Annotated in this window: 24 protein-coding genes, 2 pseudogenes and 1 riboswitch; of the genes and pseudogenes, 3 read left to right on the forward strand and 23 right to left on the reverse strand. The window is 31.3% G+C overall.

The window, feature by feature from the left end; translation table 11 throughout:
* The first annotated feature begins 126 nt into the window (after positions 1 to 126).
* A complete protein-coding gene (locus KPL44_RS00905; protein WP_216246523.1) occupies positions 127 to 633 on the forward strand; it encodes a hypothetical protein in 507 nt (168 codons plus the stop codon).
* Between the two features lie 80 nt (positions 634 to 713).
* Here the strand turns inward: KPL44_RS00905 and KPL44_RS00910 are convergent, their stop codons facing one another.
* Positions 714 to 1034, reverse strand: a complete 321-nt coding sequence (locus KPL44_RS00910) for a thioredoxin family protein (RefSeq protein WP_216246524.1) — start codon at positions 1032 to 1034, stop codon at positions 714 to 716.
* A gap of 283 nt (positions 1035 to 1317) precedes the next feature.
* On the opposite strand from KPL44_RS00910, the gene KPL44_RS00915 reads away from it, so the two are divergent.
* Entirely contained in the window at positions 1318 to 1710 is a 393-nt protein-coding gene (locus tag KPL44_RS00915; protein WP_216246525.1) for a rhodanese-like domain-containing protein, read from the forward strand.
* 285 nt (positions 1711 to 1995) lie between these two features.
* On the opposite strand, the gene KPL44_RS00925 is transcribed toward KPL44_RS00915, so the two are convergent.
* From KPL44_RS00925 to KPL44_RS00935, 3 genes and pseudogenes are all read right to left on the reverse strand, one after another.
* Complete coding sequence (locus KPL44_RS00925; RefSeq protein ID WP_216246526.1) at positions 1996 to 2394, reverse strand: ribosomal maturation YjgA family protein; 399 nt, start codon at positions 2392 to 2394, stop codon at positions 1996 to 1998.
* 55 nt (positions 2395 to 2449) lie between these two features.
* Positions 2450 to 2680: a metal ABC transporter permease gene (locus KPL44_RS00930; protein ID WP_216246527.1), complete on the reverse strand. Its 231-nt coding sequence runs from the start codon at positions 2678 to 2680 to the stop codon at positions 2450 to 2452.
* Positions 2681 to 2696: 16 nt separating this feature from the next.
* Positions 2697 to 2871 (reverse strand): annotated as a pseudogene (locus tag KPL44_RS00935) (ATP-binding cassette domain-containing protein); the annotation flags it as partial.
* 162 nt (positions 2872 to 3033) lie between these two features.
* On the opposite strand from KPL44_RS00935, the pseudogene KPL44_RS00940 reads away from it, so the two are divergent.
* Positions 3034 to 3717: pseudogene (locus tag KPL44_RS00940) on the forward strand (metal ABC transporter solute-binding protein, Zn/Mn family); the annotation flags it as partial.
* An 85-nt stretch (positions 3718 to 3802) separates the two neighbouring features.
* On the opposite strand, the gene KPL44_RS00945 reads toward KPL44_RS00940, so the two are convergent.
* From KPL44_RS00945 to trxB, 19 genes are all read right to left on the reverse strand, one after another.
* The gene (locus KPL44_RS00945; RefSeq protein WP_216246528.1) at positions 3803 to 4567 is read right to left on the reverse strand and encodes a heme ABC transporter ATP-binding protein; all 765 of its coding nucleotides are present in this window, start codon (positions 4565 to 4567) and stop codon (positions 3803 to 3805) included.
* Entirely contained in the window at positions 4568 to 5620 is a 1053-nt protein-coding gene (locus KPL44_RS00950; RefSeq protein ID WP_216246530.1) for a FecCD family ABC transporter permease, read from the reverse strand. It lies immediately after the preceding gene.
* Between the two features lie 16 nt (positions 5621 to 5636).
* A complete protein-coding gene (locus tag KPL44_RS00955) occupies positions 5637 to 6581 on the reverse strand; it encodes an ABC transporter substrate-binding protein (RefSeq protein ID WP_216246532.1) in 945 nt (314 codons plus the stop codon).
* An 18-nt stretch (positions 6582 to 6599) separates the two neighbouring features.
* Positions 6600 to 6740, reverse strand: coding sequence for a hypothetical protein (locus KPL44_RS00960; protein ID WP_216246534.1), 141 nt, complete (start codon positions 6738 to 6740; stop codon positions 6600 to 6602).
* 171 nt (positions 6741 to 6911) lie between these two features.
* A riboswitch (cobalamin riboswitch) is annotated at positions 6912 to 7090 on the reverse strand.
* 86 nt (positions 7091 to 7176) lie between these two features.
* The gene (locus KPL44_RS00965; protein ID WP_216246536.1) at positions 7177 to 7464 is read right to left on the reverse strand and encodes an ArsR/SmtB family transcription factor; all 288 of its coding nucleotides are present in this window, start codon (positions 7462 to 7464) and stop codon (positions 7177 to 7179) included.
* A gap of 173 nt (positions 7465 to 7637) precedes the next feature.
* Positions 7638 to 9632 carry an NAD-dependent DNA ligase LigA gene (gene ligA, locus KPL44_RS00970; protein ID WP_216247101.1) on the reverse strand — a complete coding sequence of 665 codons (1995 nt, stop codon included), beginning with the start codon at positions 9630 to 9632 and terminating at the stop codon, positions 7638 to 7640.
* A gap of 245 nt (positions 9633 to 9877) precedes the next feature.
* Positions 9878 to 12157: a DNA helicase PcrA gene (gene pcrA / locus KPL44_RS00975; protein ID WP_216246539.1), complete on the reverse strand. Its 2280-nt coding sequence runs from the start codon at positions 12155 to 12157 to the stop codon at positions 9878 to 9880.
* A gap of 248 nt (positions 12158 to 12405) precedes the next feature.
* Positions 12406 to 12708, reverse strand: coding sequence for a YerC/YecD family TrpR-related protein (locus tag KPL44_RS00980; protein WP_216208072.1), 303 nt, complete (start codon positions 12706 to 12708; stop codon positions 12406 to 12408).
* 183 nt (positions 12709 to 12891) lie between these two features.
* The gene (gene secG / locus KPL44_RS00985; protein WP_216246547.1) at positions 12892 to 13122 is read right to left on the reverse strand and encodes a preprotein translocase subunit SecG; all 231 of its coding nucleotides are present in this window, start codon (positions 13120 to 13122) and stop codon (positions 12892 to 12894) included.
* A gap of 232 nt (positions 13123 to 13354) precedes the next feature.
* Complete coding sequence (eno, locus tag KPL44_RS00990) at positions 13355 to 14650, reverse strand: phosphopyruvate hydratase (protein WP_216246549.1); 1296 nt, start codon at positions 14648 to 14650, stop codon at positions 13355 to 13357.
* Between the two features lie 159 nt (positions 14651 to 14809).
* A complete protein-coding gene (gene gpmI / locus KPL44_RS00995; RefSeq protein WP_216246551.1) occupies positions 14810 to 16339 on the reverse strand; it encodes a 2,3-bisphosphoglycerate-independent phosphoglycerate mutase in 1530 nt (509 codons plus the stop codon).
* 169 nt (positions 16340 to 16508) lie between these two features.
* Positions 16509 to 17255, reverse strand: coding sequence for a triose-phosphate isomerase (gene tpiA / locus KPL44_RS01000; RefSeq protein WP_171295607.1), 747 nt, complete (start codon positions 17253 to 17255; stop codon positions 16509 to 16511).
* Positions 17256 to 17333: 78 nt separating this feature from the next.
* Positions 17334 to 18530: a phosphoglycerate kinase gene (locus tag KPL44_RS01005; RefSeq protein WP_216246554.1), complete on the reverse strand. Its 1197-nt coding sequence runs from the start codon at positions 18528 to 18530 to the stop codon at positions 17334 to 17336.
* Positions 18531 to 18706: 176 nt separating this feature from the next.
* Positions 18707 to 19714, reverse strand: coding sequence for a type I glyceraldehyde-3-phosphate dehydrogenase (gene gap / locus KPL44_RS01010; protein WP_216120825.1), 1008 nt, complete (start codon positions 19712 to 19714; stop codon positions 18707 to 18709).
* 81 nt (positions 19715 to 19795) lie between these two features.
* Positions 19796 to 20830 (reverse strand): sugar-binding transcriptional regulator, encoded by a 1035-nt coding sequence (locus tag KPL44_RS01015; protein WP_216246555.1) that lies wholly within the window; start codon positions 20828 to 20830, stop codon positions 19796 to 19798.
* Between the two features lie 145 nt (positions 20831 to 20975).
* Positions 20976 to 22346: an RNA polymerase factor sigma-54 gene (gene rpoN / locus KPL44_RS01020; RefSeq protein WP_216247104.1), complete on the reverse strand. Its 1371-nt coding sequence runs from the start codon at positions 22344 to 22346 to the stop codon at positions 20976 to 20978.
* A gap of 150 nt (positions 22347 to 22496) precedes the next feature.
* On the reverse strand, positions 22497 to 22979 hold the full coding sequence (grdA, locus tag KPL44_RS01025; protein WP_216247105.1) for a glycine/sarcosine/betaine reductase complex selenoprotein A: 483 nt from the start codon (positions 22977 to 22979) through the stop codon (positions 22497 to 22499).
* A gap of 74 nt (positions 22980 to 23053) precedes the next feature.
* On the reverse strand, positions 23054 to 23383 hold the full coding sequence (locus KPL44_RS01030) for a thioredoxin family protein (protein WP_216246558.1): 330 nt from the start codon (positions 23381 to 23383) through the stop codon (positions 23054 to 23056).
* A gap of 51 nt (positions 23384 to 23434) precedes the next feature.
* Positions 23435 to 24358, reverse strand: coding sequence for a thioredoxin-disulfide reductase (trxB, locus tag KPL44_RS01035; RefSeq protein WP_216246560.1), 924 nt, complete (start codon positions 24356 to 24358; stop codon positions 23435 to 23437).
* Positions 24359 to 24406 lie beyond the last annotated feature (48 nt).

The raw sequence follows: 24406 nt of genomic DNA on the forward strand, positions 1-24406 counted from the left end.
TACTAATTGTGGCAAAAAAATAAAATCTTTTTAATAGAAATGACACAAAAATAACACTTTTTAAAACCATAATTTCGTTATGATATAGTCATACCAAACAAAATAAGAATTTAAGGAGGAACAAATATGAAAAGTAAAAAATTATGGGTTGCATTAACTTTGTCGTTAGTACTGGTTACAAGCGGGGTTGTATTCGCCGCTGAAACTTCTACAACTGTCCCAGTAACTACAGTAGCTCACAAAACTCTTGTCCTGGCTAGGACCACAGGGCTTAGAGGATATGACTACGTAACCTCTGTGCTTAAAACCAAAGGATTTACAGACACCCAAATAACCGCTGGACTTGCTTCGGGAAAAACAGTATATGATCTTGCTAAAGAAAAAGATATGAGCGAAGAACAATTTAAGGCTGCTCTACTCGCTGAAAAATCTAAAGCGATAGATGCTTCTGTTACAAAAGGCACTATAACCAAAGAAGAAGGTACTACTTTAAAGGAAAATATAAAAACTAACACGGCAAGTTGCTCAGGCAATTTCGGTGAAGGAAATAAGAATTCAAACGGAACAGGTAATGTTCGTGGAACAAGCAATACTCATGGAAATGGTGGTGGAATGATGGGTAATGGACGCTAAATTTCAAAATAAGAACACAAATAATATATTATAATTTAATAAAAAAAACATGCTAACTTTTTAATAGCATGTTTTTTTTATTAAACAAATTCAGAAAATCTCTGGATTTTTTCTTTTAGTTCTAGAAAATTAATGTATCTTGCTTGTCTTACTATCTCTTTTCCTTCTAAAAATATAATAACTGCAGGAATAGTAAATATACCAAAAACACTAGCTACAGATGGGATGTTTTGAATTTCTACATGTCCACTCACAACTTTAGGCTGTTTTTTAAGTAGTTCTTCAATTCTTGGTAAAACATCATCACACACGCTACACCCATCTGATGAAAAATACAACATAACAAATTTGTTTTCTTTAATAAAATCTTTTATATCATCTATAGAATTTAAATTCTTCATAGTTTTACTCCTTCTTTATGCTTTCTTTTTTATACTCCCCTAGGGTATATTTAAAATTATAAGTGCACCTATCCTCCTTGTCAAATATCAATTTAATTTTTCCATAAACTACTTTAACGTATATAAAAATATTTAAAATATTATATTGAAGTTTTTGAATAATGATGATATTATATACCCACTGGGGGTATGTAATGTCATTTACTTTAAAACCCTAAAAATAAATTTCACAGTTAAGATACATATTAAAATCGTACTTTATTAATTGAAAGAAGGGAAAATCATGAATACTATATTAACCATAATATTAATCTTTGTAATAGCTTATATAATATATCCTAAAGTAGCAATTAAATTTAATAAAAATGTAACAAATATTTCTGGAGATGAAGCCCTTAATCTTATAAAAGAAAATAAGGACCTTATTGTTTTAGATGTAAGAACTAAACGCGAATACCAAACAGGACATATAAATGCTTCTAAGCTAATGCCTGTTAATGAGATTGCTTCAAGGATTAAAGAACTAGAAAAGTTTCGTGGCAAAGCAATTTTAGTACATTGTGCATCAGGTGGAAGAAGTCCTAAAGCCGTTAATGTATTATTAAAAAACAAATTTAGTCCCATATATCACATGAATCATGGACTAGCAGATTTTAATGGAAATTTAAAAAAATAATTAATTATAAAGATAATATTAAAAATAATTGTGGAAATCCAACTGTAATTGGTATTGTATTTTATAATAAAATAGTAATTACTTTAAATCCAAGATCTATAAAATGATTTATATGTTTATAGAACAATCTGCTAACAAATGAGAATTCACCTTTATTCCTTCAGGAACCCATGTTAAGTCTGGACATGTAATCGTTCATGTACAAGCTAAGGCTGATGATTATCATATGGGTTGGAAAGTGTCCATGAATATTATTGAAATACTCTAAAAAAGATTGATTATAACTTAATCAACCTTTTTTAATACTCTGATTAAAATTTCAATAGTTACACCTACCCCAATTCCTATTGTGTATGCTAATAAGTCACTCCACAAAAATCCATATCCAAGTGTCAATCCTCCAATTGTTGTATTTCTAATAGTATCTATCCAATTAGAATGATACAACTGGCTTGATTCAATAAGATAACAAAATAATATCCCACTTATTGCAACTGACTTTGTTTTCATCTCTCTAAAAACAAATCCAAAAACAAGAAAAATCATTAATGCCCACAAAGCATCCCCCAAATATATATTCAATAAATCTGGAATAAATTTAGCCATCTTTCTTGAACCTAATCCTAAAATAATTACAACCATTGTCATCGCAGCATACAATAATCTATTACGTTTATATATCATAATTTATTTATTCCCTCCCTACGTAACTATAATTATAGGTGTTTTTTTACCTAAACTAATTGTAACGCTTTTTTGATAATAATAGACCTACATTTTTTATTAATATAACTAATGCAAGTAATACAACTGAAATCAATGCAGTTATACCTCCAGGCGCACAATTCATGTAATATGAAATAAATAGTGACAAGAGTATATCTATAACACTAAAGAGTACTGAGTATAAAAGAGTTGATTTAAATCCTTTCCCTAGTTGCATTGCTTTAGCAACAGGCAAAGCAATCATTGAGCTTAAAACCAGTACCCTTAGTAGGAGACAAGAAATTTAATATTAATTTTACAAGAGTACTTTTACCTGAACCATTATCTCCTAATATCGATAGGTACTCTCCGTTATTTATAGTTAAACTAATGTCATTAAGGATATATGGTGCCTCCGCTTGTATAAGAAAAGAATAAATTATTAATTTGAATCATAATTGTCCTCCAGTTTATATAGTTTTGTCACTTTATCAAAGCATTAATATACTAATTTAGTAATAATTAAAGTTATTGCTATTGACAAAGGTGCCATTTATACTTGTATTGTAAGTGATAATGTAAATGATTTTCAAGAAGAAATTTTAAGGAGCGATAAAAATGTCAATATTCATTTTACTTATTTGTACAATAGTAACCTTCACAGCCTGTGGTAGTAAGAAGGCAGAAACTACTACTGTAAAGACTCAAAACAAAGTAAAAGTTGTAGTTTCATTTAATGCAATGAGAGAAATTTCTACTGCCATATGAAAAGATAAGGTTTTAAAATCTGTAGACAATAAAAATTTAATAACAGTTGAGGCATCAAAGGGTTCAACCCCAATTGAAAATACAGACTCTGCTGAAAAAGAAGAACACGGTCAATATGACCAACATCTATGGATTAGTTTAAAAGGTGCAGAAAATCAAGCTAAAAATGTAAGAGATGCTTTAATAAAAGCAGATTCAGCTAACAAAGCTTATTATGAAAAAAATTATAATTATTTTGCTTTAAAGCTTGATACTCTTTAGAATGAATACAACAAGAAATTTAAAACTGTTAGTAACAAAAACTTTGTAACTGGCCATACCGCTTTTGCATACCTTTGCAGAGACTTCGGACTAAAACAAAACAGCGTAGAAAGCGTTTTTGCAGAAGGTTAACCCAGTGCTAAAAAATTAAAAGAACTAACAGATTATTGTAAAAAGAATAAAATTAAGACTATATTTGTTGAGGATATGGTAAGCACTAAGGTTTCAGATGCTCTAGCTAAAGAAGTAGGTGCTAAAGTTGAAAAAAGCTTTGAGCAATGGATACCACTTACGTGGCATCCAAATATTTATTATTAGCCCATAGTCTATTTTTTATATTAACCATATAAATTTCATACTAAAAGAGCATAATAAAAGTCTTTGCAGTTCTAGGATTCTTAGTTATATGCACATCTAATCCATAAACCTGCTTAAGTATATCTTGTGTTAATACTTCCTCTGGAATTCCCTCTTTGTAAACTCCACAATCATGCATTAGTATCATATGATCGCAATATGCCGCCGCTATATTCAGATCATGTAATACTGCAATGATTGTAATTTTTTTATTTAAATTTAATTGTTTTAATTGATCCATTATTTCAATCTGGTGATGAATATCTAGGTGTGAAATGGGCTCATCTAAAAGTATTATCCCCGTTTCTTGCGAAATCGCTCTTGCAACTACCACTCGTTGTCGTTCTCCCCCACTTAATGTATTTATACTCTTATTTCTAAGTTCCCAAGTGTTTGTCGCTTTCATAGCCTTCATGGCAATTTCCATGTCTTTTTCACTTTCTGAGGAAAACCTAGAAATATGAGGCGTTCTTCCCATAAGAACTATATCTTGTACTGAGAAATCAAATTCTATCTCTGTACTTTGTAAAACCACAGCCATTTCCTTTGCTAACACTCTTGGTTTTATTTGGGTTAATTCCTTTTCATTAATAATAATCTTTCCTTTATCACTATGGAGTGATTTAGCTAGTAATCTCAAAAGCGTAGTCTTCCCTGATCCATTTGGTCCTAGTATCGTATAAAATTTACCACTTTCAAATTTTATATTAATATCCCTTAATACCTCTTGTTCAAAAGAAAAACTCACATTATCTATTTCTATCAATTAAATCGCCTTCTTCTTGGTTTTATATAATAAATATACAAAAAATGGAACTCCAAAAATTGAAGTAATAATTCCAACTGGTATTTCTGAAGGAGGCACAACAACCCTTGCGAGAGTATCACACATTATCAAAAATATAGCTCCTCCAAGTGCAGAAAATGGTATAACTATCCTATTGTCAGATCCAAACATCATCCTAATTGCATGAGGCACTATAAGCCCTACAAAGCCAATTATTCCACTTACAGCAACAACTGCCGCCACCATTAATGTACTTATCACAAATATATACTTTTTAAACCCGTTTACATCTATACCAAGGCTTCTTGCACTATCCTCTCCAAGCATCATAACATTTAAATCTCTTGAAAATATAGATATAAATAGAATTGAAGGGACTACTATAACAAATAGTAGAATCACCTCATCCCAATTAGCTGTCGAAAAGCTACCCATAGTCCACATAACTATCTCTTCAATGTTTTCTCTGTTAAATGTCATCATTAATGAAATAATCGAGGATAATAAATAATTTAGAGCAACACCCGCAAGTAGCAGCGTGGTAACTGGGACTTTTGTACCAACTCTAGCAATATTGTATACCAAAAATGTAGTTATTATAGCTCCAATAAACGCACTTAATGCTACCATGCTCATTCCAAAAATATGAATGCTTTTAAGGAAAACCATAGTTATAGTAGCTCCAAGTGCAGCCCCAGATGAAACTCCAAGAACAAACGGGTCTGCCATTGGGTTCTTAAAAATGCCCTGAAAAGAAGTACCAACCACTGAAAGCGCTGCTCCTACAAGGCATGATAAAAGTATTCTAGGAAGTCTTAAATTTAACATTATGATCACAGATGTAGACTTAATTCCATCTAATGACCCAAAATTATTTAATATGGGAATTTTGCTTATTACAATAAATACTGCCTGCCTAAAAGAAATATCCGCCACTCCAACATTTGCCGAAGCAATTATTACAATTAGGAGCAAAAACAATCCCATTATAAAAACTCTTCTATAAAAATTCTTCTTTTCTATAAACGTCATGGCAAAGCAACTCCTTTTATTTGAAAAGTTCAGGATGAATTAATTTAGCAATTGCTTCTAGACCATCTGCAAGTCTTGGTCCCTGCCTAGCAATAATATTCTCATCAACTTCTAATAGTTTTCCACTTTTTACTGCTTTTAAATCTTTATACCCACTTGTATCTTTTATGCCTTTTTTTGAATCATATAACTTTGAGCATATTAGTATATCAGGATTTTTTTCTACCAGCTTTTCTACACTGTATTTCCAACCGACTACATCCTTAGCAGCATTTTCTCCACCAGCCATATCAATCATATTCCCTATAAATGTATCTTTACCTGCTGTGAAATCACCACTTTTACCGAAACCCGCTACATAGTAAACTGTAGGTTTTTTAGCTCCTTTTACCTTCTTAGTTACATCTGCAACCTTCTTTTGCATAGCTGATATTATTGACAACGCTTTATCACTTGCATTTACAATTTGTCCAAGTTTTGACATTGTATCATATACACCATCAAAATTTTCTTCACCATAAAGCACTACAACCTTTATATTAAGACCTTCTAATTTTTTAATAACATCCTTATCAAAATGAGTCGATGCTATTACTACATCAGGTTTTAACTCTACAATCTTTTCTATATTTGGTTTTAATAATCCACCAACAGATGTAACCTTATTGGCCTTAGCTGGATAATCATCATAATCACTTCTACCAACTAGACTTGTGCCTTTTCCAAGGGCATATATTCCCTCTGTTATATTTGGCGCAATTGCAATAATCCTTTTAGGTTCTTTTTCAATAGTAATTGTTCTATTATATGAATCAATCACCTTTAGTGGGTAGGATACAGTACTTGTTGCTTTTTTCGTAGTATTTTGTCCATTATTAATAACTCCATTATTGCCACACGCACTTAGAACAAAACAAAAGACAACTAAAACTATAGTTATTAAATTTTTTCTTTTAAACATAAAAAACCTCCATAATAATTAATCTTCTATAAAAATAGTCCACTTTACATTCCAATTAAGTAGCTTATTTTTAAAAATGATTACATTCTTTTTTCTATACTTTCGGTAATTTGAATAAGCTACTCCAGTTCTATGATGATGGTTCACATCCTTATTCATATTCCACCACCTTTTAATTTTTACCTAATTTCAGCATTGTAGAATAATTTACAACCAAAACAAAAAACCTTCTAACTAAAGCGTTAGAAGGAAACAATCAAAAATATGTTTAATAATATAAAATCAACAAACAAATCTTCATTATAAAGCTCCCTCTATCACTCGTAGAGTTACGGTGCAAAAATATAGGCAGATATTCTGACTTAAGAATCATTATCTAAGTACGCCTTCCCCGTTTACGAGTGACATATTGTACTTAAATTCATCTATTACAGCTACGAGATAGTTCAGGATTTTAACCTGATTCCCTTTTAATTAAATTTAATTAAACCTATATTCTATTATTCAATTTGATTTTAGTTTACACCATGTTAACAATTTAATCAATGTTTTCTATTGAAATAACTTAATTTTGAAAATATTGAAAATGCATACATTAATCCTTGTTTTTAAAAATAAATTCTACTAATTCCCTGACTTCCTCATTACAAATACTATAATTTATCTCTAACCCATTTCTTTTCCCTACAATTATTTTTGCCATTCTTAATTTTTGTAAATGCTGAGATAAAGTAGATTGTGGAATACCTAAACAATCTTGCATGTGACTTACATTACATGCTCCTTTTCCAAGTAATCCATTAATAATACAAAGCCTTACTGGATGAGCTAATATCTTAAGCATTTCTGCAATTTCATTATATTCCATATAATCCTTTTCCATGACAATTACCTCTTTCTAAATGTATTTTCATATTAATATTGTTATATTCATATATTATGATACAAATAACAGATAATATCAATACTAATAAAAAATAACATGCCAATTATATTATCAATTAACATGTTATTTCTTATGTTTTTAAGAACTTCATTTTTTAGTTAACTTATTAATTATTTTAGCATATTTACTAATTCTTCTTCAGATATAACTGCAATTCCTAGTTCCTGTGCTTTTGTAAGTTTACTTCCAGCATTTTCTCCTGCTAACACGTAACTTGTTTTTTTAGAAACGGAGCCTGATACCTTTCCGCCATGGCTCTCTATCATTGCTGTGGCCTCATTTCTACCAATAGTCGCTAATGTTCCAGTTACAACGAAAGTTAATCCATCAAACTTATTATCCTCGTTATCGCCGTCCTCTACAGCCATATTAACTCCATAATCTTTTAATCTACTTATTACTTCTCTATTTTTATTATCTTCAAAAAATTTCAATATACACAAGCCACTTATTTCACCTATATCCGAGACATCTTGCAGTTCTTCTAACGACGTATTTTGCAAGTCTTCAATAGATTTATAATGTTTCATTATACTTTTCGCTGCCACCTTCCCAATGTTAGGAATTCCGAGGCCTGTAAGTAACATCTGTGCTTCATTTCCCTTTGACTTTTCTATAGCTTCTAATAACTTATCTGTATTTTTTTCTTTTCCAATTATACCCTGATCGACAAGTTCCTCTCGATAATTAAACAAAGAATATACATCCGCAATATCTTTGATATATTTCAAACGGATAAGTTCCTTAACATATGCGCTGCCAAAACCTTTTATGTCCATAGCAGTCCTGCCTACAAAATTAATTATACGTCTTTCTAATTGCGCCAAACAATTAGGGTTTATACATTTGATGTCAGCAGTATCTTTTTCACGCACTGTTGGGGCTCCACAAACTGGACAAATTTCTGGAATTTTAAATTCCTTTAATCCCTCAATACGTTTTTCTTTCACTACAGACTTGATTTTTGGGATAATCTCTCCTGACTTATAAACAACAATTATGTCTCCAATCCTTATATCTAAATCATCGATAAAATCTTGGTTATGAAGGATTGCTCTTGATACAGATGTTCCACATAAACGAATCGGCTCGAATATTGCTGTAGGCGTAATTCTACCGGTTCTCCCTACTGATACTTCAATATCAAGTAATTTCGTTTCTTTTTCTTCTGGAGGAAATTTATATGCTATAGCCCATTTAGGAACTTTCGAGGTGTTTCCAAGTTCTTTCCTATCTTCCAAATTATCAATTTTTATAACAACTCCGTCAATATCATATGCTAGGGTTCCTCTTTTCTCTCCAATATCTTGAATAACACTCCACACTTCATCAGCAGTTTTACATTTTACATAATTCTCAATGACCTTTACTCCCTGCTTTTTTAACCATTCATAACCTTGTGTATGTGTTTTAAATTCAATTCCTTTAATATCTTGAATATTAAAGATGAATAGAGATATTCCTCTTTCTTTTGTTATCTTACTATCTAACTGCCTTAATGTACCCGCAGCACAATTTCTTGGATTTGCAAATATCTTTTTACCTAACAACTCTTGTTGTTCATTAATCTTATCAAAGGCATCATTTGACATATATACCTCTCCACGAATTTCAAGGTATGGAATTTTATCTTTCAGTGTCTTTACAACATCCTTAATTACTTTAGCATTTTCAGTGACATCCTCACCTTGTATTATTCCGTCACCCCTTGTAACAGCTACTGTTAAGTTACCATCTACATAACGTAGAGACATTGACAAGCCATCAATTTTAAATTCAACAACAAATGTTGGATCATCCAGTTCCTCAATCATTTTATTTACATAAGCATATACCTCTTCTTTTGCAAATACATCTTGCAAACTAAGCATTGGAACATTATGTTTTACCAGCACCCCACCTTTCCTTTTAGCACTTCCACCTACTCTTTGAGTTGGAGAATCTAAGGTAATAAGTTCTGGGTGATCTTTTTCTATCTCTTTAAGTTCTAACATCATTTGATCGTATTCATAATCTGATATTTCTGGATTGTCCTGATTATAATATCTATCAATATGATAATTAATTATATCTTTAACTTTATTAATTCTATCTTCTTCATTCATCATATCATTCTTCACCTATCCCTCTAGAAGTTGCTTTAATCAAATTTCACTCATATTCATAAACTATAACCTTTACGCAAAACAGCACACAACTTTTAGGCCTTTTGAATAAAATGACTAGCATTCTTACTAGCTATTTTATCCAAAATGCCTCAGTTGCATACACTATGCACAAATTACATTTATGATGCACAAGTTACCTTCAAATAAATATCAATCAAAATACTAGTCTTATTTTACAAACCTTATAACATTTCTAGTGGTGCCTTTGATAACATTAGCTTTTTTATTCCCATGTTATCAAAGGCTATTGAAATCAGAGTATCACCATCAGAACTTGACCTTGACACTATTGTTCCTATTCCAAATTTAGTATGTCTAACTTTTCTACCTACTGTAGCTTCGCTACTTATGTTATTTAATCCATTATTAATAACATTCTCACTATTAATACTTTGCTGACCTGAATTATCTCCATGTGCCGTAGCTGATACATAATCTTGTGGCGCAGTTTTACTTAACAGACCATGTGGATTATATCTTTGTGACTCCTTGGCATTTTTTCTCTTTAACACCTGCGTAGTCCTATTTTTAGCTCCACCTATAATTTCTTTTAAATCCGGAGAAATCTCACTAATAAAATCTGATGGTTGATATGAAACATTTCTACCAAATACCATTCTACTTTCTGCAGAAGTTATATATAGTTTTTCTTCCGCCCTTGTTATTGCAACATAACATAAACGCCTTGATTCTTCCATTTCAGTAGGGTTATTAATGGAGGACATACCTGGGAATATTCCATTTTCCATTCCTACCATAAATACTACTGGAAATTCTAACCCTTTAGCACTATGAACTGTCATCATTGCTGCCGTATCAATGGTTTCATCAGGATCATCAGTGGTTGAACCTAAACTTACACCCTCTAAAAATGTTAGGAGTGATTTATCCTCTGAAGTTCTTTCAAATTCTACAGCATCTGATACTAATTCCTTTATATTCTCAACTCTACTCTCATCTTCTGGTTCCTTAGAGTTTTCGAGTTGCTTTAAATATCCTGTATCTTCTATTATAGTCTTAATAAGCTTAGATACTGATACCTCTTCATTTTTAGCCATAAAATTATTCATAAGACTTACAAATTTACTTATAGATGATTTATTTCTAGTCGTAAGTGTAGGTATATACTCTACATCCAAAATAGCGCTATATAAACATTGCTCTATTCCATTTGCAAATTCTTGAATCTTTTGAATAGTTGCATCCCCTATATTTCTTTTAGGTACATTTATAATTCTCTTTAAGGCAATATCATCAAGCGGATTATTAATAAGCTTTAAATATGCCATTATATCCTTTATTTCTTTTCTATCATAAAACTTTAATCCTCCTACTATCTTATATGGAATTAAATGTTTTCGAAAACTTTCCTCAAAAATACGTGATTGAGAATTCATCCTATATAAAATTGCAAAATCTTTATAACTTCTATTTCCCTCACCCATAATTGTCTTGATCTGATTTGATACAAAATTTGCTTCATCTCTATCTGTAAATGCTCTATACAGATTAATTTTCTCGCCACTTTCTTTTTCAGTTCTAAGAGCCTTATCTTTTCTTTGAGAATTATTTTTTATGACTTCATTAGCCGCCATAAGTATATTACCTTTTGATCTATAATTTTGCTCAAGTTTAACAACCTTTGCCTTTGGATAATCTTTTTCAAAATCTAAGATATTGGTTACATCCGCACCTCTCCAAGCGTAGATGCATTGGTCATCATCGCCAACTACACATATATTCTCTGTCTTATCTACTAAAAGTTTTATAAGCTCATACTGTGCTTTGTTTGTGTCTTGATACTCATCCACCATAATATATTTGAATTTTGAATGATAAAAGTCCAAAACATCCTTATTGTTTTTTAAGAGTTCAACAGCTTTAAATATTAAATCATCAAAATCTAACGCATTATTACCCTTTAGTTTCTTTTGGTAAAGAAGATATACGTCAGCTACTTTATTTTTTCTAAAATCGCCCTCATTTTCTTTTTTAAATTTAGCAGCAGAAATGAGTTCATTTTTAGCACTTGATATTTTGTTTAAAATTTCTGAATCTGTTAGATCTTTATCATTTATATCAATTTCCTTCATGCACTGTTTAATTAAACTTTTTTGATCATAACTATCATATATAGTAAAATTTTTATTATATCCTATTTTATCTATTTCCCGTCTTAGAATTCTAACACAACTAGAATGGAATGTAGAAATCCACATATTATCTGCTATATTACCTACAAGTGATCGTACCCTATCCTTCATTTCACCAGCAGCTTTATTAGTAAATGTTATAGATAAGATTTGTGATGGATATATGTTTAAATCTTGAATCATATGTGCAATTCTATAAGTCAAAACTCTAGTTTTTCCAGAACCTGCACCAGCAAGTATTAGCAATGGACCGTCAACCGTTATTGCAGCCTCACATTGCTCTTTATTTAACAAATTTTTTAAATCCATGAAACCACTCCTTATATTATATTAATACTAGTTACGTCTAGTGTTATTTTAGATCTATCTAACTTTTTTACCACTCCACCTTAAGGCATAAATATACCTATAATTATATCACATTGTGCAAGAACTTAAACACTATAAAAAATATAGACGGTTAATTTATATCACTCTTTTATCATTAGCTAAATCGAGTAAATATATATTAACCGTCACTTTTTATGTTTTAATTCATATTTTAAAATTAGTCACACTTATTTTTTTGATTTCAAACGTTCTAATATAAGTTTATATCCATCGCTACCATAATTTAGTGCTCTATTGATTCTACTAATTGTGGCAGTGCTTGCGCCTGTAGCACCTGTGATGTCCATATATGTCCTTTTATCTGCAAGCATTGTTGCTATTTGAAATCTTTGTTCAAATGCCTTTATTTCGTTTATAGTGCATATATCCTCAAAAAATCTATAACACTCTTCTTTTGTTTGAAGGCTTAAAATACCTTCAAAAAGAAAATCCATATCCTTACTTTCTAATTTTGAACTATATTCGCTCATCATCCTTCACCTCTAATAATCATAGACTGCTTTAACTAATGTTCATTCATATTACTTATATACTAGACATCTTTTTTTATATAATAACTTTTTAAAATATAAAAAAATGCAGTTTATTAAAATTATTTAAATAAACTGCTCTAAAATCTAAAATATTTATTAGTGTACCTAAACTATGATTAATTATTTTACTACATTTAGCATTGCTATACAAAAAGTAAAACAAAGTGCAGAAACTACTGTAACTCGCGCTAGCATTGATTCAGCTGTTTTGGTTTTGTTTTTTGCAAAAAAAGTTTCCGAAGTCCCTCCTATAAGGCCACTTAGTCCATCTGTTTTACTAGGTTGCATCATAACTGAAACAATTATAGCAATTGACGATATAACCAATAAAACCATTATTAAAGTACGCATATGTACACCCCCTGTTTAATAAATACTTGACTATTTTAATATATTCTAAGGTATCTTACAATAAAATGTAATTTATCTACTTACTCCACCATCATTGCAAAAAACATAAAAATATATTTTTATCATTATATTTTTATGTTAATTCTAACACAATTTCATTTAAAAATCCACCTTGACTTGAATAAAAAATAAGAGCATAGCCCTAAAGACTATACTCCTATTTCATTACTAACTATCTTTTTATATTATAAAATGCTTTTAATCCTCTGTATTCAGCTGCTTCTTCCAACTCTTCTTCTATTCTTAGAAGCTGATTGTATTTAGAAACTCTTTCACTTCTAGCTGGAGCACCAGTTTTAATTTGTCCTGCATTCATAGCTACAACTAAATCAGCTATTGAAGTATCTTCAGTTTCTCCTGATCTATGAGAAACTACTGCAGTATATCCTGCACGCTCTGCCATTTCTATAGCATTTAAAGTTTCAGTTAGTGTTCCTATTTGATTTAATTTTATAAGAATTGAATTTGCAACTTTTTTATCAATTCCCATTTTCAATCTATCTGTATTAGTTACAAATAAGTCGTCGCCAACTAATTGAATTTTGTCCCCGATTTTATCTGTTAAGTATTTCCAACCATCCCAATCTTCTTCAGCCATTCCATCTTCAATAGAGATTATTGGATACTTGTTAACAAGTTCTACATAATAATCAGCCATTTGTTCTGGAGTAAGTACTCTTCCCTCTGATGCTAAGTTGTACTTACCATCTTCAAAGAATTCAGATGCTGCTGGGTCAAGTGCTATAAATATATCTTTTCCTGGAACAAATCCAGCTTTTTCTATAGCTTCTATTATGATTTTTATAGCTTCCTCATTTGATGATAAATCTGGAGCAAATCCACCTTCATCACCAACACCAGTAGCAAGGCCCTTACTCTTTAATAATGCTTTTAGTGCATGATAAACTTCTGCACTCATTCTTAAAGCTTCTTTAAATGATGTTGCTCCTACTGGCATAACCATAAACTCTTGAAGGTCTACATTATTATCAGCATGGCTTCCACCATTTATAATATTCATCATTGGAACTGGTAAAACTTTAGCATTTACTCCACCAATATATTGATACAATCCAAGTCCTAATGACTCAGCAGCAGCTCTTGCACATGCAAGTGATACTCCTAGAATTGCATTAGCACCAAGTTTTGCCTTATTAGGTGTTCCGTCAAGTGCTATCATTGCCTTATCAATTGCTACTTGGTCATATACATTCATTCCAACTAGTTCGTCAGCTATTATATTGTTTACATTATTAACAGCCTTTAAAACTCCTTTACCATTATATAAATCTTTATCTCCATCGCGTAATTCTACTGCTTCAAATATACCAGTAGAAGCACCTGATGGTACTGATGCTCTTGCTATTGTTCCATCTTCGAGTGTTACCTCAACCTCAACTGTTGGAAATGCTCTTGAATCTAAAATTTGTCTTGCAAAAATATCAATGATCTCAATAAAGTTTTTCATATTATCTTACCTCCAAATTTTTTATCTATGTTATTATTACCTAAGTTTAATCAATATAATCCTAAGTTAATAGAATTTAAACTAAACTTAGATAATATAATAGTTTGATTCAATTTTCATTTAGTTTAAAATTTAATGATATTTCAGCGATCCAGGAGATTACTTAATTAAAGATTTCCCTGTCATTTCGCTAGGTACATCGAGCCCCATAACTTGTAGCATAGTAGGTGCAATGTCTGCAAGTATTCCACTCTCTTTTAAATCTTTACTGTGATTTGACACATATGTGAATGGAACTAAGTTTGTAGTATGTGCAGTCATTGGCTTACCTGATGAATAATCAATCATTTGCTCAGAATTTCCATGATCCGCTGTTATAAATACAGTTCCGTCTTTACCGAGTACTGACTCAACAACTTTTCCAAGACATTCATCAACTGTTTCTATAGCCTTTTTAGCAGCTTCAAAAACTCCTGTATGGCCTACCATATCTGGATTAGCATAATTTAATATTATCATGTCGTACTCATCTGTATCTAATCTTTTAAGTAACTCTGTAGTAACCTCGCGGGCACTCATTTCTGGCTGTAAGTCGTATGTTGCGACTTTTGGAGATGGAATTAATGCTCTATCTTCATTATCATTTGGAGCCTCAACCCCACCATTAAAGAAAAATGTAATATGAGCATATTTTTCAGTTTCAGCTATTCTTAACTGTTTTTTACCCATTTTACTAACATATTCTCCAAGTGTATTAGTGTAACTTTCTGGTGTATACGCAACATCAACATTTTCTATAGATAGATCATATTGAGTAGTACATACATAATTAAGCTTTAATGACTCTCTTTTAAAACCATCAAATACCTTATCATTTATTGCACGAGTAAGTTCGCGAGCTCTGTCTGGTCTAAAATTAAAACATATTACAGTATCGTTATTACTAATAGCTGCAACTGGTTTATTATTTTCCATTATAACAGTTGGAAGAACAAATTCATCTGTCTTGTTATCATGCATAGCTTTTTTAACTGCCTCTATTGCTGATGTGTCTTTCTCACCTTTAGATAGGACCATAGCATTATATGCAAGTTCCACTCTTTCCCATCTCTTATCTCTATCCATAGCATAATATCTACCACAAATAGAAGCGATTTTACCAAGACCTATTTCATTCATATATTCTTCTATTTCTGCTATGTATTTAAGTGCTGAACCAGGTTGCACATCTCTACCATCTAAGAACGCATGAACATAAACTTTTTTAGCACCTTTATCTTTAGCTAGCTTTATTAGAGCTTTCAAATGATCAATATGAGAGTGAACTCCTCCATCAGAAAGTAATCCTAAAAGATGAATTGAAGAATTCGTCTTTATTGCTTTATCTATTGCTTTGTTAAAAGCAACATTCGCAAAGAAGTCTCCTTCTTTGATTTCTTTTGTTATTTTTGTTAGTGCTTGATATATAATTCTACCAGCACCTATGTTTAAATGACCAACTTCTGAATTTCCCATTTGGCCCTCTGGAAGTCCTACTTCTAGTCCACTTGCAACTAATTTTGTGCTTGGGTATTTCTTTATTAACCTATCATAATTCGGTTTGCTTGCTGCAGCTACTGCATTTCCATCAACGGTATTTGATAATCCAAATCCATCTAAAATCATTAGCATTACTGGTTTTTTTGACATTTATTTTCCCCCCACTAATTGTTTCTAAAAGCAATACACATTTCTGTGTATTGCTATTTTTTGTAATTTGTTATAATTATAATTAACCAACCAATATGGCCAGCTATTTTAGTAGATGAAGCTACTTTAGTAAACGAATTCGCTAAAGTAGCTTTGTCTAAAAAACAACTTAGTAGTTTACTATTCCAGCGAAGTCTTGTGCCTTAAGGCTAGCTCCTCCGATTAAACCACCATCTATATCTGATTTAGCCATTTGTTCTTTTATAGTTGATGGTTTAACAGAACCACCATATTGAATTCTAACTTTTTCAGCTACTTCACTACCAAACATAGCTCCAACAGTTGCTCTTATAAATGCAATTGTCTCATTAGCTTGATCAGCAGTTGCAGTTTTACCTGTTCCTATAGCCCAAATTGGTTCATAAGCAATAACTAATTTTTCCACTTGCTCTTTTATAAGTCCTTCTAAATCTAATTTTACTTGACTTGCTAAAACTTTTTCTGTAATATTTCCTTCTCTATCACTAAGAGTTTCGCCTACACAAAGTATAGGAATGATATTATGGCTATAAGCAGCTTTAAGCTTTTTGTTTACAGCTTCATCTGTCTCATTGAAATATTGTCTTCTTTCACTATGTCCAATTATAACATAATCAACACCAATATCTTCTAACATTCCTGGAGAAACTTCGCCTGTAAAAGCACCACTTTCTTCATAAAACATGTTTTGAGCTCCAACCTTTATATTTGTACCCTTAGTTGCTTTTATTACTGCATCTAAACATAAAAATGTAGGGCAAACCACAACATCACATTTTGCATCTTTAACTAATGGTTTCATTTCCTCAATTAAAGTTACAGCCTGCGCTACAGTTTTATTCATCTTCCAATTTCCTGCAATTATACCTTTTCTCATAAAAAAACCTCCCAATATTTCTTTGTAATCGGTAAAACATATATATTCAAAACTTTAAAGTAGCATAGTTTTATTTACCTATTTATCTGTAAGAGCTTCAATTCCTGGTAATAATTTACCTTCTAAAAATTCAAGAGACGCTCCACCACCGGTAGATATATGAGTCATTTTATCTCCAAATCCTAATTGATTAACAGCTGCTGCACTATCTCCACCACCTATTACAGTAGTTCCATCAACTTTTGACATAGCCTCAGCTACAGCAATTGTTCCTTTTGCGAAGTTTTTAAATTCGAATACACCCATTGGGCCATTCCAAACAATAGTTTTAGCTGTGCTTATAGCACCTTTATATATTTCACAAGTCTTAGGTCCAATATCAAGTCCCATGTAACCATCTTTAATGTTTTGATCCTCTGTAACTACTGGCTCTGCATCAGCTGAAAATTTATCTGCAACTATATGATCAACTGGTATTAAGAATTTAATTCCTTTTGACTCAGCCTTTTGCATCATATCTTTAGCATATTCTACTTTATCTTCCTCAACTAGAGAACTTCCTACAGAGTAACCACCGGCTTTTAAGAATGTATATGCCATTCCTCCACCAATTATTAGTGTATCTACTTTATCAAGTAAATTAGCAATAACAGCTATTTTATCAGATACTTTAGCTCCACCTAAAATTGCAACGAATGGTCTAACAGGGCTATTTACTGCATCACCTAAGAATTTTAATTCCTTTTGAATTAAATATCCACATACTGATGTTTTAACAAACTCAGTTACACCAACTGTAGAGCAATGAGCTCTATGAGCTGTTCCAAATGCATCATTTACAAAAATATCTGCAAGAGAAGCTAATTCTTTTGAAAAGTTTTCTTTGTTTTTAGTTTCTTCTTTTCTATATCTTGTATTTTCTAGTAATATAACGTCTCCATCATTCATTTTAGATACGACAGATTTCACATTATCACTAACAACATTTGGGTCTGCTGCAAAAATCACTTCTTTTTTTAACATTTCGCTTAATCTTTTAGCTACTGGTGCTAAAGAAAGTTCAGGTTTTGCCTCACCGTTTGGTTTTCCAAGATGTGAGCATAAAATTAATTTCGCTCCATTTTTAATTAAATATTCTATTGTTGGCATTGCACCTACTAATCTATTTACATCTGTAATTTCTCCATCTTTTAGTGGCACATTGAAATCACATCTTACTAAAACCTTTTTGCCCTTAACCTCAATATCCTCAATTGTTTTCTTATTAAATTTCATACACATTCTCCTCTCACACTGTTTATATTATAAACTTTTGTACTTTCTATCAAATGTAGTATGTTCTGTGAACCATACTCATATACTAGAATAAGCAATAAAAAGGCCTGGTTCCATAGACTACCTATAAAACCAGACCTCAATACTATACTTACAGTTTTATAGTAAACTAAATTTTATAGTTTATCTGCAACAAATTTAGCTAAATCAGCTAATTTACTTGAATATGCTGCTTCATTATCGTACCATGAAACGACTTTAACCATATTTCCTTCAATAACCATAGTTGACATTGCATCAATAATAGAAGTTCTTTCGTCTCCTTTGTAATCTATAGAAACTAATGGTTCTTCACTGTATCCAAGGATACCCTTCATTTCATTTTCAGAAGCTTTTTTAAATGCTGCATTTACTTCTTCTATAGTAACATCTCTTCCAAGTTCAGCTACTAAATCTACACATGAAACTGTTGGAGTTGGAACTCTTAATGAGAATCCGTTTAATTTTCCTTTTAATTGTGGTAAAACTAATGCTACTGCTTTAGCTGCACCTGTTGTAGTAGGAATCATTGATAATGTAGCAGCTCTTGCACGTCTCATATCATTGTGAGGAGCGTCTAATAATCTTTGATCTCCAGTATATGAATGAATTGTAGTCATTAAGCCTTTAACTATTGTGAATTCTTTGTCTAATATTTTAGCAAATGGTGCTAAACAATTAGTAGTACATGAAGCATTAGATATTATGTTATGTTTTGATGAATCATATTTTTCTTCATTAACACCCATAACTATTGTTATATCTTCATTTTTAGCTGGTGCAGATATAAGAACTTTTTTAACACTAACTCCTAAATGATCAGCTGCTTTAGTAGCATCTGTAAAGAATCCAGTTGACTCAAGTACGATTTCTACTCCAAGTGAACTCCAATCAATGTTTTTAGGTTCTCTTTCAGCGAATATTTTAATTTCTTTTCCGTTAACAACTATAGAATTTTCTTTAGCTTCTACAGTTCCGTCAAATTTTCCGTAAAGTGAATCATATTTTAAAAGATGTGCTAGTGTAGCAGCATCTGTTAAATCATTGATTCCTACTACTTCTAACTCTGTTGAATAATTTTTTACTAATGCGTTAAATACGTTTCTTCCTATTCTTCCAAATCCATTAATTCCTACTTTTACCATTTTGGCAAAACCTCCTAAAATTTTAATTAAATAATTATATGTAAATATATAATTCTCTCTTTAATAAAATCATTATATAGTTTACTCTCTTTTTTCTAAAATATTTATAATTTTTTGTGCGGCCGCTTCATCAATTATCAAAACAGTACTAGAACGGTTGATTTCAGTGGCAATAATTGCTCTAGCTTTATTCTTTCCTGCTGCTACTGCAATTAGTATTTTTTCATGTTTAACATCTTCATTTTTTACCATAATAGTAGGTGTGGAATAAAGTATCTCACCTAATTCATTATAATATTGACCAAATGCTTCACCTACTGCACCTAATTCTTCAAGTTCCCTAATCTTTTTTTGTGGTATTCCCCTTTTAAGAGCCATATCTTTTGCGATACCTATACCATAAAGAAGAATATCAGCACTTCGAATTTTATCAATTATATTTTTTATATCTTTTTCATTTAATATAGTTTCTAATGCCGCGTTGCTTAAATTGTCAGGTACATGTAGTAACTCGTAATTTCCACCAATTCTATTTGCTAGCCTTGCAACCAGAGTATTAGCTTGCATTTCTACATTTCTCGCCATACCACCTCTAGCTGGAAGCACCAAGATGTTTTTGTACTTATTGTTTTTAGGGAAACTATCTACAACTTCTTTTACAGTAGTTCCACCGGTTAATGCAATTATACTATTATCTTCAATGATATCCATAGCATAATTTGCCGCTGCCTTCCCTAGTTCTTTAAGAACACTTTTATCAATTTCTACATCTCCGGGAACAATTATAACTTGCTTAAGTTTCAAGTGTTTTTCAATAGATTTCTCAATTTTAGATAATCCTTTGATTTCATGAATGAATCCCTTTAACTGATGTATAATTTCTTCTCCATCAGATGTTATAAACATACCCAATGCATTAACTTCAATTAAGTTCTGAGACTTCAGAAAATTTATTTCATTTCTTACTATCCTCTCGCTTATACACATATGATTTGATAAAATCCTACGTCCTATAGGTTGATTATAACATATCATTCTTAATATATCATGCCGTTTCTCAAGAAGTTCTATCAATTCAGGCACTATCTTCTGTTCTAACTTTAAAATATTCTCCACTTGAACACCTTTCTGGACTGTTTAAGTCCCAGCATATATTTTCTGCTCCCACTTACATTATAGTTGAAATGCTAACATTTTTAAATTAGTATTTCCAAAAAATATGTTAACATTTTGTTAACGGAGTCCTTAAATAAACAAATTTTTAAAATCTTTTGCGTTTACTTGAGCTTTTAATTTCAAGTTCTTCGCGATATTTTGCTACTGTTCTTCTAGAAATATTCACCCCTTCAGCATTTAACCGATTACAAATAATTTGATCAGACAAAGGTTTTTTTGCATCCTCGTTCTCTACCATTTCCTTAATATTCTTTTTAATATTAATTGTAGATATATCCTCTCCGCCTATACCTGATGTTATTCCATTGGTAAAAAAGTCTTTAATTTTAACGACTTTACCATCATTTATACTTACATATTTTTCTCTAATTGCACGACTTATGGTAGATTCATGCATCTCTAAATTGTTAGCTATTATTTTAAGCGTCATTGGCTTTAGATATTCTTGCCCTCTGTCAAAATACTCCCTTTGAACTTCTAATATTTCTTCTAAAACTCTATGTACAGTGTTTTTTCTTTGTTCAATACTTTTTATAAGAAACATCGCGCTATTAAGCTTATCTTTTACATATTCTACGGCTTCAACATCTTTTTCATCTTTAATTATTTCCTTATACAAATTATTTATATTTAATTTAGGAAGTACATCTTCATTCATAGAAATAACATATTGATCATCAATTTTATTTATATAAGCATCTGGTACAACATATTTAACAGTCTCGCCCGTATAAAATCCTCTTGATGGTTTAGGTTCTAAATTTTTTATTATATCTCCATATTTTTGGACTTCGCTTATTTTAATTTTTAATTTTTTCGCTATCTCACTATATTTATTTTCTGCGAGTAGCTCTAAATAATCATTAATTATTTTACATATATTTTCATCATCCATCCCTAGATTGTACAATTGAATTGATAAACATTCTCTTAGATTTCTAGCTCCTATACCTTCTGGATCTAAAGATTGAAAAATAGAAAGAGCTACTTCTGCCTTTTTATTTGATATTCCAAGTTCTTTACATATATCAGGTAGACTTGCTGCTAAATAACCCTTAGCATCTAAATTTTCTGCCATGTATTTGCATATATTCAAAATATCACTTTTCTGAGTAAGCTCACCTATTTGCTGCTTAATATAATCTTTAAGAGATTTTTCCTCTGCAATATAGTAAAATGGAGAAACTTCATCACCATCATTCTTTGTTGCATGATTTTTTACTTTATATCCATCTTTATCAAGGTATTTAATTATTTCTTTATAATCATTAACATCATAGTCATTACTTTTGCTGTTTTGCAAATCTTTTTCCTCTAGCACTGGATTCTCTTGCATTTCCTTATTAACATACTGACCAAGCTCTTGTGCTGACATTTGAAGAAGTTTAACAGACATTTGCATTTCTTGCGTCATTATTAATTTTTGTTCTTGGACCAGGTTTAAGCCAAAATTAATATTCATTTTATCCATCACCTCATGTAAATCATCTTATAAATATTATAACATAGCGCGAATAGATTATACCTTAAGCTAGGACTAAAAATAAAAAAATTCAGCATATTTTCCTATCACTATAATAAATGGTTGGAAACTATGCTGAGTTTTTTATTGCTTTAAGCTAACCTTACAGAACTTATCTCTAAAAGATTTTACCTCAGTTATTATTTCATCTATATCTAAAATCATTTCCATTACGCTACACTGCTCATCATAAACTGATTTTATGAAAGCTTCTTTAATCTCTGGTTCAAATATATGGTATACGGGGAGCCCTAAAGCAATCCCAGCGAGTGGTCCAACAAAGGTTGGATCTCCTGCAGCTATTGTCTCTGCCGTTATTCCAGATGTCTCAGCTTCTGCTCCTCCAATAACCACTACTAAATTTTCTGCACCAAATTTTGATGTAAGGTCTTTTACCACTTGCTGAAGTTCTATATCCATCGCTCCAGCTAAGCTGCAGGAAAAACATTTCGTTGTTGAAAATACAACTTGTGCTTTAGCAGACTTTACGCAGGTCTCTATTGCAGGTCCAGGTATTCCGTCTCTATCTCCAATTATTATAACCTTCCTTAACTTAAGCATTTTCATCTTCCTCTCGTGCATTTTACAAGTTACTAAATGCTTAATTGCATCCATCTTTCACCATAATCTAAAACATCAAACTATAATGTATTATAGTACTCTTTTATAAAATTTTCTACATCATCTACTGACGAAATTTTATCTGGCGTAATTATGGAGACTTTCTCTGCTCCACTATATATTATCATTGTTGGTAGTCCAAGAACCCTTTGGGCTATGGCTGTTCTTCTTGACATTGATATATTTAAACTGGCAAATTTAATTTTATCAGAATATTTTTTAGAGAGTTCATTTACCCCTGGCATAAGTCTTAGGCAAACTTTGCACTTATCACCCCAAAAATCCACAAATACAGGTTTTTCTGATTTAAATACTTCTTCTTCGAAATTATCTTTGGTGAGTTCTACCATTACTAATGCCTCCTAATGTATTAGTTTTATAATAATAAAACTAATACATTTCTATGATTTGTTTTCAATATAATGTTCAGCATGAGTAGCCGCTATTGCACCGTCTGCTGAGGCTGTAATTACTTGTCGTAATAACTTCACTCTTATGTCACCCGCTGCATATACTCCTGGTATATTAGTTTTCATATTCTCATCAGTGATAACATCACCACGCTCATTCATAGTAATTTTCCCTTTATACAATTCAGATATTGGAAGATATCCTACAAATACAAAACATCCCTCTACTTTTAATTCACTAAGTTCACCGGTTTTAACATTTTTAAGTACTAAACTTTCTAACATTTCTTTACCTTTAGCTTCCTCAACTATGGTATCCCAAACAAACTTTATTTTTGGATTTTTGAAAGCTTTTTCTTGAAGTGATTTAGCAGCTCTGAGCTCACTTCTTCTATGTATTACGGTAACAGTTTTCCCAAACTTAGAAAGGTATATAGCTTCAGATATAGCTGAATCTCCTCCTCCTAACACTGCAATGTCTAAATCTTCAAAAAAGTCAGCATCACAAGTTGCACAATAAGAAACACCCTTACCTCTTAGTTCTGTTTCATTCTTAAACCCACTAAGTCTAGGGAACGCTCCTGACGCTATTATAATAGTCTTAGTTTTATAAGTTTTATCCTTGCATTTGATTACTTTAATATCGCCTTCAAGTTCAACTTCCACTACCTCTTCCCTTGCAAATTGTGTTCCAAACTCTTCTGCTTGCTGCTTCATGCGTTTGCTGAGTGTTGCTCCTGTACAATTTTCAATAGATCCTGGGTAGTTATCAATTTCATTAGTTGTAGCTACCTGTCCACCAAACTCTGCTCTTTCTATTATTAAAGTATCCATTCTTGATCTTGATGCATATAGCCCAGCAGATAATCCTGCAGGTCCCCCGCCAATAATTATAGTATCATAAATATGTTCCATGACTTAATCCTCCTATCTTTTCACCTTATTTAAATTCATTTTTTGTTA

The sequence above is a fragment of the Clostridium sp. DSM 17811 genome (assembly GCF_018861905.1).
GTDB lineage: Bacteria > Bacillota > Clostridia > Clostridiales > Clostridiaceae > Clostridium_AD > Clostridium_AD frigoriphilum.

Bases quoted from the DNA above. Each gene is read 5' to 3' on its own strand.
- KPL44_RS00905 (WP_216246523.1), top strand. From the start codon at position 127: ATGAAAAGTAAAAAATTATGGGTTGCATTAACTTTGTCGTTAGTACTG.
- KPL44_RS00910 (WP_216246524.1), bottom strand. From the start codon at position 1,034: ATGAAGAATTTAAATTCTATAGATGATATAAAAGATTTTATTAAAGAA.
- KPL44_RS00915 (WP_216246525.1), top strand. From the start codon at position 1,318: ATGAATACTATATTAACCATAATATTAATCTTTGTAATAGCTTATATA.
- KPL44_RS00925 (WP_216246526.1), bottom strand. From the start codon at position 2,394: ATGATATATAAACGTAATAGATTATTGTATGCTGCGATGACAATGGTT.
- KPL44_RS00930 (WP_216246527.1), bottom strand. From the start codon at position 2,680: ATGATTGCTTTGCCTGTTGCTAAAGCAATGCAACTAGGGAAAGGATTT.
- KPL44_RS00950 (WP_216246530.1), bottom strand. From the start codon at position 5,620: ATGACGTTTATAGAAAAGAAGAATTTTTATAGAAGAGTTTTTATAATG.
- KPL44_RS00955 (WP_216246532.1), bottom strand. From the start codon at position 6,581: ATGTTTAAAAGAAAAAATTTAATAACTATAGTTTTAGTTGTCTTTTGT.
- KPL44_RS00960 (WP_216246534.1), bottom strand. From the start codon at position 6,740: ATGAATAAGGATGTGAACCATCATCATAGAACTGGAGTAGCTTATTCA.
- KPL44_RS00965 (WP_216246536.1), bottom strand. From the start codon at position 7,464: ATGGAAAAGGATTATATGGAATATAATGAAATTGCAGAAATGCTTAAG.
- ligA (WP_216247101.1), bottom strand. From the start codon at position 9,632: ATGAATGAAGAAGATAGAATTAATAAAGTTAAAGATATAATTAATTAT.
- pcrA (WP_216246539.1), bottom strand. From the start codon at position 12,157: ATGGATTTAAAAAATTTGTTAAATAAAGAGCAATGTGAGGCTGCAATA.
- KPL44_RS00980 (WP_216208072.1), bottom strand. From the start codon at position 12,708: ATGAGCGAATATAGTTCAAAATTAGAAAGTAAGGATATGGATTTTCTT.
- secG (WP_216246547.1), bottom strand. From the start codon at position 13,122: ATGCGTACTTTAATAATGGTTTTATTGGTTATATCGTCAATTGCTATA.
- eno (WP_216246549.1), bottom strand. From the start codon at position 14,650: ATGAAAAACTTTATTGAGATCATTGATATTTTTGCAAGACAAATTTTA.
- gpmI (WP_216246551.1), bottom strand. From the start codon at position 16,339: ATGTCAAAAAAACCAGTAATGCTAATGATTTTAGATGGATTTGGATTA.
- tpiA (WP_171295607.1), bottom strand. From the start codon at position 17,255: ATGAGAAAAGGTATAATTGCAGGAAATTGGAAGATGAATAAAACTGTA.
- KPL44_RS01005 (WP_216246554.1), bottom strand. From the start codon at position 18,530: ATGAAATTTAATAAGAAAACAATTGAGGATATTGAGGTTAAGGGCAAA.
- gap (WP_216120825.1), bottom strand. From the start codon at position 19,714: ATGGTAAAAGTAGGAATTAATGGATTTGGAAGAATAGGAAGAAACGTA.
- grdA (WP_216247105.1), bottom strand. From the start codon at position 22,979: ATGAAAATGCTTAAGTTAAGGAAGGTTATAATAATTGGAGATAGAGAC.
- KPL44_RS01030 (WP_216246558.1), bottom strand. From the start codon at position 23,383: ATGGTAGAACTCACCAAAGATAATTTCGAAGAAGAAGTATTTAAATCA.
- trxB (WP_216246560.1), bottom strand. From the start codon at position 24,358: ATGGAACATATTTATGATACTATAATTATTGGCGGGGGACCTGCAGGA.